The sequence below is a fragment of the Massilia sp. S19_KUP03_FR1 genome (assembly GCF_036688685.1).
In the GTDB taxonomy this organism is placed as follows: Bacteria; Pseudomonadota; Gammaproteobacteria; order Burkholderiales; family Burkholderiaceae_D; genus JALYUM01.
Genome location: NZ_JAQQPS010000024.1, coordinates 17,292 through 30,256, shown reverse-complemented (window position 1 = coordinate 30,256; position 12,965 = coordinate 17,292). Strand labels below are relative to the sequence as shown.

At 62.1% G+C, this 12,965-nt stretch carries 12 protein-coding genes; 8 read left to right on the top strand and 4 right to left on the bottom strand.

Going from position 1 to position 12,965, the window contains the following annotated elements; genetic code table 11:
• Positions 1 to 31: 31 nt before the first annotated feature.
• Complete coding sequence (locus V6M87_RS22560) at positions 32 to 955, bottom strand: LysR family transcriptional regulator (protein ID WP_332878919.1); 924 nt, start codon at positions 953 to 955, stop codon at positions 32 to 34.
• Positions 956 to 1,077: 122 nt separating this feature from the next.
• On the opposite strand from V6M87_RS22560, the gene V6M87_RS22555 reads away from it, so the two are divergent.
• The gene (locus tag V6M87_RS22555; protein ID WP_332878918.1) at positions 1,078 to 1,725 is read left to right on the top strand and encodes an NADPH-dependent F420 reductase; all 648 of its coding nucleotides are present in this window, start codon (positions 1,078 to 1,080) and stop codon (positions 1,723 to 1,725) included.
• 75 nt (positions 1,726 to 1,800) lie between these two features.
• Here the strand turns inward: V6M87_RS22555 and V6M87_RS22550 are convergent, their stop codons facing one another.
• The gene (locus V6M87_RS22550) at positions 1,801 to 2,754 is read right to left on the bottom strand and encodes a LysR family transcriptional regulator (RefSeq protein ID WP_332878917.1); all 954 of its coding nucleotides are present in this window, start codon (positions 2,752 to 2,754) and stop codon (positions 1,801 to 1,803) included.
• A gap of 213 nt (positions 2,755 to 2,967) precedes the next feature.
• On the opposite strand from V6M87_RS22550, the gene V6M87_RS22545 reads away from it, so the two are divergent.
• Entirely contained in the window at positions 2,968 to 3,867 is a 900-nt protein-coding gene (locus V6M87_RS22545; protein ID WP_332878961.1) for an MBL fold metallo-hydrolase, read from the top strand.
• A gap of 52 nt (positions 3,868 to 3,919) precedes the next feature.
• Here V6M87_RS22545 and V6M87_RS22540 read toward each other — a convergent pair whose 3' ends face one another.
• The gene (locus V6M87_RS22540; RefSeq protein WP_332878916.1) at positions 3,920 to 5,320 is read right to left on the bottom strand and encodes an aminotransferase-like domain-containing protein; all 1,401 of its coding nucleotides are present in this window, start codon (positions 5,318 to 5,320) and stop codon (positions 3,920 to 3,922) included.
• Between the two features lie 194 nt (positions 5,321 to 5,514).
• On the opposite strand from V6M87_RS22540, the gene V6M87_RS22535 reads away from it, so the two are divergent.
• The 3 genes from V6M87_RS22535 to V6M87_RS22525 all read left to right on the top strand — a co-directional run bounded on the left by V6M87_RS22535 (position 5,515) and on the right by V6M87_RS22525 (position 7,299).
• Positions 5,515 to 5,748 (top strand): hypothetical protein, encoded by a 234-nt coding sequence (locus tag V6M87_RS22535; RefSeq protein WP_332878915.1) that lies wholly within the window; start codon positions 5,515 to 5,517, stop codon positions 5,746 to 5,748.
• 314 nt (positions 5,749 to 6,062) lie between these two features.
• A complete protein-coding gene (locus tag V6M87_RS22530) occupies positions 6,063 to 6,539 on the top strand; it encodes a hypothetical protein (RefSeq protein WP_332878914.1) in 477 nt (158 codons plus the stop codon).
• Positions 6,540 to 6,738: 199 nt separating this feature from the next.
• Positions 6,739 to 7,299, top strand: a complete 561-nt coding sequence (locus tag V6M87_RS22525; RefSeq protein ID WP_332878913.1) for a hypothetical protein — start codon at positions 6,739 to 6,741, stop codon at positions 7,297 to 7,299.
• Positions 7,300 to 8,014: 715 nt separating this feature from the next.
• Here V6M87_RS22525 and V6M87_RS22520 read toward each other — a convergent pair.
• A complete protein-coding gene (locus V6M87_RS22520; RefSeq protein WP_332878912.1) occupies positions 8,015 to 9,106 on the bottom strand; it encodes an alpha/beta fold hydrolase in 1,092 nt (363 codons plus the stop codon).
• Between the two features lie 271 nt (positions 9,107 to 9,377).
• On the opposite strand from V6M87_RS22520, the gene V6M87_RS22515 reads away from it, so the two are divergent.
• The 3 genes from V6M87_RS22515 to trhA all read left to right on the top strand — a co-directional run bounded on the left by V6M87_RS22515 (position 9,378) and on the right by trhA (position 12,930).
• Entirely contained in the window at positions 9,378 to 11,621 is a 2,244-nt protein-coding gene (locus tag V6M87_RS22515) for a phosphocholine-specific phospholipase C (protein WP_332878911.1), read from the top strand.
• A 22-nt stretch (positions 11,622 to 11,643) separates the two neighbouring features.
• Entirely contained in the window at positions 11,644 to 12,234 is a 591-nt protein-coding gene (locus V6M87_RS22510; protein ID WP_332878910.1) for a PEP-CTERM sorting domain-containing protein, read from the top strand.
• Between the two features lie 78 nt (positions 12,235 to 12,312).
• Positions 12,313 to 12,930, top strand: coding sequence for a PAQR family membrane homeostasis protein TrhA (gene trhA, locus V6M87_RS22505; RefSeq protein ID WP_332878909.1), 618 nt, complete (start codon positions 12,313 to 12,315; stop codon positions 12,928 to 12,930).
• Positions 12,931 to 12,965: the final 35 nt, after the last annotated feature.

The window sequence follows — 12,965 nt, the reverse complement described above, 5'->3', positions numbered from 1 at the left end:
ATGGTATTTGCAGGCCTGATGCAGGTCCCCCCTATTGGTCGGCCAGCAAGTGCGGCAGCTGCTGCAAGCGGAACGCCTCGACGACAAAATCGACAAACGCGCGCGTCTTCGCCGGCAACAGTTTCTGACTGGTGAAATAGAGGGAGATCGCGCCGACATCGCCATACCAGGCGGGCAACATGCGGACCAGCGCGCCGCTTTCAAGATGGGGGGCGGCGTGCGACACCGGTATCAAGCCGACCCCAAGGCCGAGCACCACCGCGCGGCTGAGCGCATCCGGATCGTTCACCAGCATCACCGCCCGCTGCTTCGCCGTCATTTCGGCGCCAGCCTTGTTGCGCATAACTTGGGTGCGCACGCGCCCCGTCATGGGTGAGCGCATCACCACACTGGGGAATGCGGCAAGTCCGGCCGGATCTCTGGGGCGAAGCTGGCCTTGTAACAGCGCCGGCGCGGCGACCGCGATCAAGTGCACGCGTGCCAGTTCGCGCGCTACCACACCCGGTGGCAGCTCGAAGCCCGCGCCGAACGCCGCATCGAAGCCGCCTGCGATCAGCTCCAGCGGGCGGCTGTCAAACACCCAATCGGGCGTCACGCCCGGATAACGCGCCAGGAACGCCGGCATCAGCGGCAACAAAAAATCCATGCCAAAGCCGGGGGCTGCGCTCAGCTTCAATACGCCGGCCGGCTGCCCGGCATTGACCTTGATGTCGGCAATGGCCTCCTGGATCCCGTCGAGACCGCTCTGTACAGAGCCTCGAAACCGTTCACCCGCTTCCGTGAGCGTCAGGCCACGGGTGCTGCGCGCAAACAATCGCACGCCCAAGTTGCGCTCAAGAAACGCCACATTCCGACTAACCGCCGCCGGTGTCAGGCCGAGTCGGCGCGCGGCCGCAGAAAAGCTGCCGCTCTCGGCGCTGCGGACGAAGGATTCCAGATTGGCCAGCGTCTCCATGGCTTTACCTTCAAGTAATAATTGAAACTGATTATAGTCCACTGTTACTAACACTAGAAACGACAAGATCCTGGAATGGCCCCAGGCAGACAAGCCATCCACCTCATCCTAATGGAAACATCATGACTATCGGCATCATTGGTTCTGGCGCGCTGGGCGCCAGCTTCGCCCGCCTTCTCGCCAAAGCAGGCCTCTCGGCCACCATCTCGAACAGCCGCGGACCGGCCTCGCTGGCCGACCTGGTCAACGAGTTGCGTCCCACGATCAAGGCAGGCTCCGTCGAAGAGGCGGCCAGCGCCGACATCGTGCTGGTCGCGGTGCGCTGGGTCGACGCGGAAAAAGTGCTGGGCAGCCTGCCGGCGTGGGACGGTCGCATCGTGATTGACGGCACCAACCCGGTGGCGTTCTTCGACCCGGCCACGTCACCGGATGCGCAGGACGCGAGCAACCCGCTGGCAGCGTACGGCATCAAGGCTGTCGACCTCGGTGGAAAGCACTCGAGCCAGATCATCGGCCAGTACGTGCCGGGCGCGCGCGTCGTGAAAGCCTTTAACCACAACGACGTGAATGTGCTCAACGAGCCGGATGTGGCCGGTGGCAAGCGGGTCTTGTTCTACGCCGGTGACGACGCCGCGGCCAAGGCCGAGGTGCGCGCGATCATGGAAGCGGCCGGTTTTATCGCGGTCGACCTCGGTGCACTCGATGTTGGCGGACCGCTCACCTCCTTGCCGTTCGGACCGTTGTCCACCCACAACTTCATCCGGATGTAGCGTTAATCCAGGAGCGGCGGTGCACCTGCGCGCTGGCGCAAGAAGCAGAGACGGTGCTGTTGCTACGGTGATGTTTTAAGTTGTTGCGGCATTCGCATAACGCGCTTTTTCATGACTCGCCAACACGTCCACGAAGGCGCGCACCTTGACCGGGCGAAAGCGCGCAGATGGGAAAACGACATGGATGCCGCCTGCTGGTAACTGCCATTGCGGCAACACATGCAGCAAACGTCCGCTTGCCAGATCGTCGGCGAGTGCGTAATCAGGCAGCACCGATAGCCCGGCGCCTTGCCGGACAGCTTCGCGTACCGCCAGGGTGGTGTCGAGAAAAATGGCGGCCTGCCCGGTCAAGCTTGAACGCTCCGTCTCGTGACGTGTGAACTCCCATCGCAACGGCTCTCGCAAGGCAGTATTGGCGACGAATGGCAGATCGGCCAGCTGCGCCGGGCTGGTCAATTTTTCAAGCTGGGAGCGCAACCCTGGCGGCGCTACGAGCAATTGACGAAACGTGCCGATTTGGCGCGACTGCAAATTACTGTCCGCCAACCATCCAACACGAATCGCCAGTTCGATGCTGCCTGACATCAGGTCCAGTGTTTGATCACTAAACACCGCATCGACCTTGCAGTCAGTGTAGCGCTTGGTAAAGGATGCGATGGCTGGCACGACGACATTGATGCCGTAATCAAACGGCGCAGTCAGCCTGAGCGTGCCAACCGGATCCGCGACCGCGTCAGCGAGTTCACCGAACGCCGCTTCCGCTTCACCGAGGATGCGCGCACAGCGCAAATAAAACGCCTGCCCGACCTCGGTGGGCTGCACTTTGCGCGTGGTGCGCACCAGCAGGGAGGTACGAAATTCCTGCTCCAATCGCGCCACCTGCTGGCTCACCACGGCCTTGGTGATGCCAAGGCGCTCGGCGGCGGCGGTGAACGATCCCGTTTCGACCACGGCGGCGAAATACGCCAGGCGCCGCAGATTACTCAACTCACCGAGGCCTACCTCATTTTGATTGTATGGATTTAGCATACGGCTTGTATATCACGTATGTATTTAAAGTTCAATTAAATGGCGTTAAGATCGACGCCATGTTGACTCCGGCATGGCATGTTTGATGAATACGACGGTCGCCGGGGCGCTACGCCGAGCCGAACGCGTTATCAGCGCAGTTGCGGCGCGCTTGCGCGACGCAGCCATGTACCCGGTAGTGCAATTTTTAATCCGATTGAAAGTGAGAAGAACATGATGACAAGACGCGACCTGTTGAAAACCGCCGCCGCGACTGGCGTGACCACGGCCATGATGGGCAGCAAGTTTGCCCTTGCTGCTAACGCTGGCCTGCGTCAGGCCCATTTCCCTGCCGGTGAAAATGGCTTCTTCCGCGCGCCCGTGCTGATCAGTGGCGCCACGGAGGCCATACTGATTGACGCTGGATTCACTTTTGCAGATGCGCAAACGCTGATCGCCGCCATCAAAAAAACCGGCAAAAAACTGACCATGATCTACATCAGCCAAAGCGATCCGGATTATTACTTTGGACTGCGCCCGCTCAAGGCGGCGTTCCCGCAAGCGCGGATTGTCGCCGCCTCAGCGACCATCGCCGCGATCAAGGCCAGCGTTGACAAAAAGCTGGCGACCTGGGGGCCGCAGCTGAAAGAAAACGGTCCGCAAACGCTGGCTGACATCGTCATCCCGGAAGCGTTCGATGGCCCCAGCTTGCATCTAGAAAATCACACCATCGACATCGTGGATGCGACTGGCATGGCGAATCGTCGCTATCTGTGGTCGCCTTCGCTGAAAATGGTGCTGGGCGGCGTGCTGGTGTTCTCCGGCACCCACGTGTGGACAGCCGACACAGCGACGGTGGCCGCGCGTGCGAGCTGGATCAAGAATCTGGATGCCATGGCGGCACGTAAACCGATCAGCGTTATTCCTGGCCACATGACGCCCGCGGCCGCCACCGATATCTCGGCCGTGAAATTTACCCGTGATTACCTGCTCGCATTCGACGAGGCGTTGGCGAAGACTGCCAATAGTGCCGAACTGATCGCCGCCATGACGACGCTTTATCCGGATTTGGGGATGGGCATTGCATTGCAGATTGGCGCCAAAGTCGCCAAAGGCGAAATGCCGTGGGGCTAATGCGCTGGATTTCGCGCCAATCAAGCCATGAAGCAGAGCGGATTCTGGCCAGTCACACCACCGCTGCGCTGAACGACTCCGGTCGCTGCGCCAGCACATGAGACAGCCGTTGCAGACCCACCTGCAAGCGCGCCCGGTCCTTGATGTTGCCCAAAGAGATGCGGATGGCATTCACGGATGCGCTGCCGGTGGCGAATGCCTGCGCCGACGTGACGGCGATGCCCTCGCCCCCGGCAACCCGGGCCAGCTCTGTGGCGTGCCAATACGACGGCAAGGCGAGCCAGACATGCAGGCCATCTCCCGCGCCGCTGTAGCGCCCCGCCAGAATAGTGCGCGCCATGCGGTGGCGCAGGCGCGCCTCCGTGCGTATGCCTTCCATCAAGCCCTGCGCCGAACCGTCGACGATCCACTGGGTGGCCAGCGCGGCGGTCAGGGGCGCGACCATCAGTGCAAACGATCGCAGCGCGACCAGGAAACGCTCGCGCAGCTGCGCATCACGCAGCAGCACGAACGCGACCCGCAACCCGGGCGTCAGGCATTTCGACAGGGTGGAAATGTAATATACCTGCTGCGGCGCGAAACTGGCCACAGGCGGTGGCGCTGCATCGGCCAGGAGCCAGTAGGGATCGTCCTCGATGATGCCGACCTTGCAGCGCTGCGCGATGCCGGCCAGTTCCTTGCGCCGGTGTTCCGGCATGGTGATGGCGGTCGGGTTCTGTAATGTCGGATTCAGATAGACCAGCGCCCGCTTGTGCTGGCGGCAAGCGGCTTCTAGCATCTCCGGCACCATCCCGTGCTGGTCCGCGTCCACGGCAATGACGTGGCGGCCGAATTGGGCCGCTGCAGTGAGCAAGCCGGGATAACTCATGGGCTCGACCAGGATTACATCGCCAGGCTGCGTCAGCGCAAGGATCAATGCGGCGATCGCCGCTTGCGCACCCGGGCAGACCACGATCTGGCGGGCATCCAGATTACCAAACATGGGCGCGAGCCATCTGGCGCCCGCCTTGCGGTCGGCCTCGCTGCCCCCGGCCAGGTGGTAGGTCATCAGCAAGGCATTGTCTGCCCTCATCAGTACTTGCGACAGACCTTGTTTCAACAGGTCGTCGAAGTCCACCCCATCTGGCGGTGGCGGGGTATTCATGCTCAGGTCGAGGATGGGATTCAACACGACTTTCGGGGCCGCGACATATGTGCCGCGCGCGCCGCGGCCCTCCAGCAAGTTGCGCCGCCTGGCTTCGTCGTAGGCGCGCGTGACCGTGGTCAGGTCGACGCCCAGCTGCGCTGCCAACTGGCGCTGCGGCGGCAGACGGTCACCCGGCGCCAGCGATCCGTCCACCAGCGCAGCCTGCAAGGCGTCCGCAATTTGCAGGAAACGTGGCCCTTTGTTGCCGACCAGGCGCGGCAACCAGACAGGCACAGGATCATCTTGTATGGTTTTCAACTGGGACATTTTGTCTCAATGTATGGAGATTGCTTTAAAGTAGTATGCATCAGAACCTGCAGCAACACGCGCCAAGCATGCGTGACAGCTTGAAACAGATGGCAGGGCGATGGTCAGAACAAAAATGAAGCTGCTCAAGCAGCATGTTGAGGTAGTGATCCTCACGATGGGTAGTCTCAAGTAATGGATTGGAAATACGCAAAATGATGGAATGGATCCCCGTAATCTTCGTGGCGTTCAAGGCGCTTGTGCTTGGCACGGGCATGTTCTTCGCCATCAAGTGGCACTACGACCAGGGCAAGAAACTGAACGGGCGGCGCGCCGTGCTGCGCGCAGGCGCCAAGGTAGCTGCAGTGGCCGTGCTGGCGGCCCTGGCCATCGGGCTGTTCACCTTCGTTGTTGTCAAGATGACCGGATTGAACTTGTCCTCTTCATGATCGCAAAGCATGGTCTGCCGCTCTCGAGTGATGCGGCAGCCATTTCCCGATACGGCGCTTGCGCAGCATCGCCAGGCGGGGCGGTGCTGACAAAGGCCTGACACCACAGGGACCGATCCTCAGCCATCCCCTGGCTGCGCACTGTGCCACTTTCCCAACAGACGGTCCTGGCGGCTTGCTATCCGCACGATTTCACCCTACCCTGCTAAAAAGATTCACTCAGGCAATCAATTTCGAATGGCAAAAAGCAGCGCCGTCGAGCGACCGTCCTGGTCAGATGCGAGCTGAACTCACCAAGGTATCGACAAGCACCCATGCGCTACAACACGTCATTTGCCATGATTGCACTGGCGCTCAGCCTCGCCGGTTGCGCCGCCGGCACCTCGATCGGCCGCGTCCAGGTTGCGCGACTGGAAAAGGGGATCTCGGTCAGCGCGACTGACAAGATTTTTGATGACAGCAAGATGTGGCGGTCAGAAAATGTGGAGGTGCAAGGCACCCGCTATTTGTTTCGTCATTACGAATTGTCCGAACCCGGGCGCAGCACCAGCAGTACTTATTGCAGAAAGCCCGGTGAATGCGTCGTGAACGTGATCGATACCGTCGTCCAGTCGCCATTCGTACTGGTGTTCGTGGGCGACGAGCCGCAGCTACGGGCATGGGGCAAGCTCTCGAAATTGAGCCTTAGCACGGATCCGGCCATCGTCGCTGCGCTGCCGAAGATCAAGTCCTCATCCGAGGCGTGGGTGAATGAACGGCGCTCACACATGCCTTTTCCAAGCGGGCTTTGAACGGTTCCTGAGCGGCATTGCATCTGTCGGATCTTGAAGCCGACCCAGTCTCCTCCGGGTGCAACAACACGGAACCGAGCCTGCTTGGGACGCGGGCGTTGGCCTTGCGCGGTGTGCACATCACGATCGTCGCGGTCGCTTTGCAGCCAGCCAGGAAACGCAAAAATAATTCTGGCGGCCGACGCAGGTACACCCTTGCATGATCGCTTATCAGGCGGCGGAGAACTTGCGTCGGTTTCTCGACATTGCGGCCCATATCTCGGAAACCGCAGCCTTGCAGGAAAAATTCGTCCAGGCCGTGACGGCGTTTTCTGGTGCCATTGGCGTGGCGATCTATGCAGTCGACGCCAGCGGCAACTATGCAATGACGTACTCCACGCTGGCGGATGCGCCCGCCAGCGTCGGCGTCGACCACGATGTCGCGATCGATTTGCGCCACAGCCATCGCGTCGCCGACCTCGCCGAGCGGGCAATTCTGCCGTGCGAGCTGGCTTTCCCGATGACGGTGCGCGGCCGGGTGCAAGGCATGGTGCTGTTGGGTAATCGCCATAACGGCATACCATACCGCCCCGACCAGGTGACGCTACCGGCAACTGGTGTGCACCAGATCGGCATGGACCTGGAAAGCTTACGGGTGATTGAACTGGAACACGGCATGGCGTTGCTGCGGCAAAAAATGGAACTGGTGGAATGCGAAGCGGCGACCTTGCGCCTGGTTGCCAACCGGCAAGACGTCTTTGATCTCCTGGTACCCGATTAGCTCCCGTTGAGCTGCAGTCCATCGCGGCTCCAGGTCAGTCGCGTCTTGATCGATAGCGCTGGTGTTACCAGACGATGGCTGCAATGTTGCAAGAACATGCGGGGGAATCCAATGCTGGTTTGCGACCGTCTGGCACACCAGCCTGCCGACGATCGCAATATTGATTTTCGTTATGGTCAATTTGGTACATTGCCCAGTCCACCACCACGTCACGCAGGGCTGCTCAATGGATGCGATACAAACATCACGCCGATCACGTCGGCGGACAACCGCCTTGCTGTTGTCACCCCCTCTGGCCACGTCTCCGGCTTGCTGCCGAACAGCCCCGAGGCTGCGCCTGATTTTCCAAGCGCGGTGTCGTGTCCCGACCGGCTGCGCGTGCTGGTCGCCGCGTCGACGCGCGCCGGCTTCGACGCGGCGCGGCGCATCTGGCCGGCTAGATCCTGGAACCCGTGCAAGGCCTGCCGTTTGAAACACTGGTACGCGAACGGATCGCCATGCGACGCATGTGATCTTAGAGGACGGCTCGCATCCCGGCTTCTCGTGCGTCCTGGTGTTGCATCCCGACAGTGGCATCGGGATGTCGGCGAATGAAATCGACCGGGATGCGATGGACCGGGGTGCCGTGACCGGAATCAGACGGTCACCAACCGCTATCCAGGTCTCATACAGTCTGATCCACAGCGCACGCACCTTACGGTGCTATTTCTGTACGTTATGGCGCTACGCCAAGCATGTCCAGAACATCATTAATTGCCAGCACGATGGATTGGGGATCATCGACTTCGATGTTGTGACGCGTGTCCGGCACCACACGATGTCGTCCGCGCGTAGACGACGCCGTGGTCTGCTCATGCAAGGCCAGCAAGACAACCTGATCCTCGTCCGGAAAGGGCGATGTCTTGTCCTTAATGCTGTGACTCAACACGATCAACGGTAGATTGCCAAGCGCGTTTTTCTTGCCAAATATCCTGGCGTATTGCGCATCGAGATCCGGGTTGGGCGCGATCACGCAATTGCGCGCTTCTGAAGCCTGGGCGGCCTGGTAGGCATAGCGCACCTGTACCGTTGCGCGGTGTTGGGCGATCAGGGATCCCAGGGGCGGATGGACAGGATCGGTGCACTGTTTATACAGATCCGAGAGCGGATCCAGATCCTGCTTTCTGGCCGCGTCCGTGCATTGCTGGAAATGCGCGAGCCAGGCTGAAACGCCATTTTCTTCCGAATACATTTTTTTAAATGTTGCGGCGCCGAATTTCGCCGTCACCAGCTGGCGCGCCCGCGCCTCTTCCAACTCTTCCGTTGGGTCAACCAGGACCAGGCCTGCCACTTCGGCGGGATAGCTGGCGGCAAACAGCTTCATATTGAAGCCACCCAGCGAATGCCCTACCAGGAAGACCGGGCCCGGAATGCCTGCCGCTTTGATCAAATGACGCAAATCTTCAACGATGTTGAACGGTGTACTTGGTCGATTCGACGGATCGCTATACCCCATCCCGGCACGGTCATAAGTGCAGGCGCGCGTGCGGCTTGCAATGCGCGGCTGAACCAGCGCCCAGATGCTGGACCAATCGCTCAGACCCGCGTCAAACATCACCGTTAGCGCCCCTTCGCCACGGCAATACAAATGCATCTTTCTGCCGCCGCCCACATCGAGCAGCGTGTGGGCACGAACGAAATCCCTGGCGATATCCGGTGCAAGTGCCGGTGCCGTGCTTGTTTCAGCCTGGACAACCGTGCAGACCAGTAACAGGGATACGACCGTGCTGAAAAGCGCAGCTTTGCGAAAAATCATCGTTGTTTTCATGTGTGTCATAGGGTGATGTCTATCTGCGCCAACAGCCAGCTCTGGCTTCGTGAAGGAATGGAAAAAAGTTGCGAACTTGTAATTATAAAACAGCTTGTTCCGCAATCACCACCGGGAAAGAGACGCGTGGGCAAGGTCGTCCATGGTCCTCTGTCATCTTGCCGTCATGCACGCGCCTTACATTGGCGACGTCAGCAGTCGTATCGGCAAGACAACCATCAAGCAACGCGCGTTGCCTGTGCGCGTCCCCCAACGTCTTCGGAAAAACGTCATGACTTCACGCCGCAGTTTCCTGCGCAGCAGCGCCCGTACGGGCATCGCCGCCGCCACGTTTGCAAGCTTTCCGCCATCCATACAGCGCGCCCTGGCGATCCCGGCCAACAACGCGACCGGCACCATCAAGGACGTCGAACATGTGGTCATCCTGATGCAGGAGAACCGCGCGTTCGACCATTATTTCGGCACCCTCCCCGGCGTGCGCGGCTTCGGCGACCGCTTCCCGATCCCGCTGCCGGACGGGCGCAATGTCTGGCAGCAGCGCATGGCCAACGGGAACCTGATGATGCCCTTCCACCTCGACGCCAGCGTGGGCAACGCGCAGCGCGCCAACGGCACGCCGCATGACTGGAACGACAGCCAGAATGCCTGGGACAACGGCCGCATGCACCAGTGGCCGCGCTACAAGACCAGCATCTCGATGGGCTACTTCAAGCAGAACGAAATTCCGTTTCACTTCGCGCTGGCAAATGCCTTCACGGTGTGCGACGCGTATCACTGCGCGATGCACACCGGCACCGACGCCAACCGTTCGTTCTTCCTGACCGGCACCAACGGCGCGGTGCCCACAGGCACCGCTTTCGTCACCAACGAGTGGGACGCCATCGACGGCACCGCCGCTGGCGTGAATACCGGCTACACCTGGACCACCTATGCCGAGCGGCTCGAGGCGGCCGGCGTGCGCTGGATCAGCTACCAGAACATGCCCGACGAATGGGGCGACAACATGCTGGGCGCGTTCCGCCAGTTCCGGCGCGCGAATATCGCGTCCGGCTACCCCGTCTCCAGTGGCGGTTCGCCCGGCCGGCCCTATACCAGCACCGGCCAGGCCGTGCCCTACCACGCGTATGACGCGGCCAGCGACAACGCCAACAACCCGCTCTACAAGGGCATCGCCAACACCCTGCCCGGCACCCAGCCCGAACAGTACCTGGACGCCTTCAGGCGCGACATCCGCGAGGGCAAGCTGGCGCAGGTGTCGTGGATCAACGCGCCGTCGATCTACTGCGAACATCCCGACCCGTCCAGCCCGGTGCAGGGCGCGTGGTTCGTCCAGCAGATCCTCGATGCACTGACGGCCAACCCCGAGGTCTGGAGCAAGACCGTTCTGATCGTCAACTACGACGAAAACGACGGCTACTTTGATCACGTACCCTCGCCCAGCGCGCCTTCGCCCGACGGCAAGGGCGGCTACGCCGGCCAGACCACGCTGGCGCAGGCCGATCTGGGCGCCGAGTACTACACCCACGGCCGCCCGGCGGGCAGCACCCGCCAGCCGGCTGCGGACGGGCGCGTGTACGGGCCCGGCCCGCGCGTGCCGCTGTTTGTGATTTCGCCGTGGAGCCGCGGCGGCTGGGTCAACTCGCAGGTGTTCGACCACACCTCGGTGCTGCGCTTCCTGGAAGCGCGCTTCGGTGTCAGGGAACCGAATATCAGCCCGTTCCGGCGCGCCGTCTGCGGCGACCTGACCAGCGCGTTCAATTTCGTCACGCCGAACACCGAGGCCTTGCCGGTGCTGGCCGGCCGCACCAGCAAAAGCCAGGCCGACGCGCTGCGCGCCGCACAGCAAGCGCTGGCGCAAATTGTGCCACCCGCAACGCCGCAACTGCCCGTGCAGGCGGTCGGCACGCGCCCGTCGCGCGCTCTGCCGTATGAACTGGCAACCACCTGCGACGTCCAGCCCGGCGCCACCATGGCTGCTGTGCGGGTGGCGCTGACCTTCTCGAATACCGGCCGCCAGGGCGCCGTGTTCCACGTGTACGACCGCAAGGACCTGGCCGCCGTACCACGCCGCTACACCGTCGAAGCGGGCAAATCGCTGGTCGACAGCTGGGCGCCGGCAGTCGGCGGCGGGTACGACCTGTGGGTGCTGGGGCCGAACGGCTACCACCGTCATTTCACGGGCAGTGCCCTGCGCGCGGTCGCGGCCGGCCAGCCCCGTCCGGACGTGCACGTGCGCTGCGACGCCGGCACCGGTGAACTGGTGCTGCGCCTGCTGAACCTGGGCGCGGCGCCCTGCACCTTCAACCTGCTGGCCAACGCCTATGCGCCCCTCAAGCAGCTCCATACGCTGGCGCCGCGCAGTGAGCTGACGGTGCGCATCCCGCTGGCCGGCAATGCCTATTGGTACGACTTGAGCGCCACGGTATCGAGCCAGCCCGACTACCTGCGCCGCTTCGCCGGCCGCGTCGAAACCGGGCGCCACACCATCAGCGACCCGGCCCTGGGCCTGATCTGATCATTCATCTAAAAGGAATCCTATGCATCCGCTTATCCGCAAGGTCGGCGCCAGCCTCGCCTTCGCTCTGTGCGCACCCTTCGCCTCGGCCACCGTCCTCCATTTCGACGATCTCGTCGGCCCCGACAGTTACGCGCTTGTGCCCGGCAACTACGGTGGCCTGGACTGGTCCGGTGCCGGCCTGTCCGTCTTCACCAGCGAGCAGGCGCCGTTCACCGCCCATTCCGGCACCGGCCGCGTGACCACCGACTGGATCGACGGCGGGCCGATTGCCAGCACCATCCGCTTCCTGGCGCCGACCGTGTTCGACGGCGCCTGGTTCGCCGGCGACGCCGACAACAGCGTGCGCTTCGACTTGTACTTGGCCGGCCAGCTGGTCGCCAGCTCGTCGATGCTGCAACTGTCAAGCGCACCCGCGTTCCTGGATGCCGGCTGGAACAGCGCGATTGACACGCTGGTTGTATTGAGCAGCGCACAAGCGTCGTACGTGATGGACGACCTCACCTTCGACAGCGCCGCGCAGGTGCCGGAACCGGCTTCGCTGGCGCTCTTGTTGGCCGGTTTCGCACTGGCCGGCGCGCTGCGGGTGCGCAGTTCGAACAACCGGGTCTGATCCTCACGCGCGCAGACAATTCTGTTACCGTGACGGGATACGCCTGACCTGGAGGCATTTTTCGAGAAACGGTGCGACATGTATTACGGCGAGCGTTTCAACAGCATCACCCATCTGGTGGGCGCGGCCCTGGCCGCGGTCAGCGGGGTGCTGCTGATCGCCGTGGCCGAGCGCGCTGGCGACCCATGGAAAATAGTCAGCTTCAGCATCTACGCGGCCATGTTACTGACGCTGTACACCACATCGAGCCTCTACCACAGCGTGCGCGGCACGGCCAAGGACGTGCTGCGCAAGATGGACCATTGCGCCATTTACCTGCTCATTGCCGGCAGCTACACGCCGTTTACGCTCGTCACGCTGCGCGGGGCCTGGGGCTGGTCGCTGTTCGGCGTGGTGTGGTCTCTGGCCCTGTTCGGCATCGTGCAGGAGATCTGGTACGCCCGCGGCGCGCGCATCCTGTCGCTGGTCATCTACGTGTTGATGGGCTGGCTGGCGGTGGTCGGCATCGTGCCCCTGATTGCCGCACTGGGCTGGCACGGCTTCGCCTGGCTGGCGGCGGGTGGCCTGTTCTATACGGTGGGCATCGCGTTTTATGCGACCGACCACAAGGTGCGCCATGGGCACGGGATCTGGCATTTGTTCGTTCTGGGCGGCAGTATCTGCCACTATATTACCGTGCTGTTTTACGTGGCGTGAGGCGCCGCGCTGGCGCCAGCTTGCCATGCTGCACC

Bases quoted from the DNA above. Each gene is read 5' to 3' on its own strand.
- V6M87_RS22560 (WP_332878919.1), bottom strand. From the start codon at position 955: ATGGAGACGCTGGCCAATCTGGAATCCTTCGTCCGCAGCGCCGAGAGC.
- V6M87_RS22555 (WP_332878918.1), top strand. From the start codon at position 1,078: ATGACTATCGGCATCATTGGTTCTGGCGCGCTGGGCGCCAGCTTCGCC.
- V6M87_RS22550 (WP_332878917.1), bottom strand. From the start codon at position 2,754: ATGCTAAATCCATACAATCAAAATGAGGTAGGCCTCGGTGAGTTGAGT.
- V6M87_RS22545 (WP_332878961.1), top strand. From the start codon at position 2,968: ATGATGACAAGACGCGACCTGTTGAAAACCGCCGCCGCGACTGGCGTG.
- V6M87_RS22540 (WP_332878916.1), bottom strand. From the start codon at position 5,320: ATGTCCCAGTTGAAAACCATACAAGATGATCCTGTGCCTGTCTGGTTG.
- V6M87_RS22535 (WP_332878915.1), top strand. From the start codon at position 5,515: ATGATGGAATGGATCCCCGTAATCTTCGTGGCGTTCAAGGCGCTTGTG.
- V6M87_RS22530 (WP_332878914.1), top strand. From the start codon at position 6,063: ATGCGCTACAACACGTCATTTGCCATGATTGCACTGGCGCTCAGCCTC.
- V6M87_RS22525 (WP_332878913.1), top strand. From the start codon at position 6,739: ATGATCGCTTATCAGGCGGCGGAGAACTTGCGTCGGTTTCTCGACATT.
- V6M87_RS22520 (WP_332878912.1), bottom strand. From the start codon at position 9,106: ATGAAAACAACGATGATTTTTCGCAAAGCTGCGCTTTTCAGCACGGTC.
- V6M87_RS22515 (WP_332878911.1), top strand. From the start codon at position 9,378: ATGACTTCACGCCGCAGTTTCCTGCGCAGCAGCGCCCGTACGGGCATC.
- V6M87_RS22510 (WP_332878910.1), top strand. From the start codon at position 11,644: ATGCATCCGCTTATCCGCAAGGTCGGCGCCAGCCTCGCCTTCGCTCTG.
- trhA (WP_332878909.1), top strand. From the start codon at position 12,313: ATGTATTACGGCGAGCGTTTCAACAGCATCACCCATCTGGTGGGCGCG.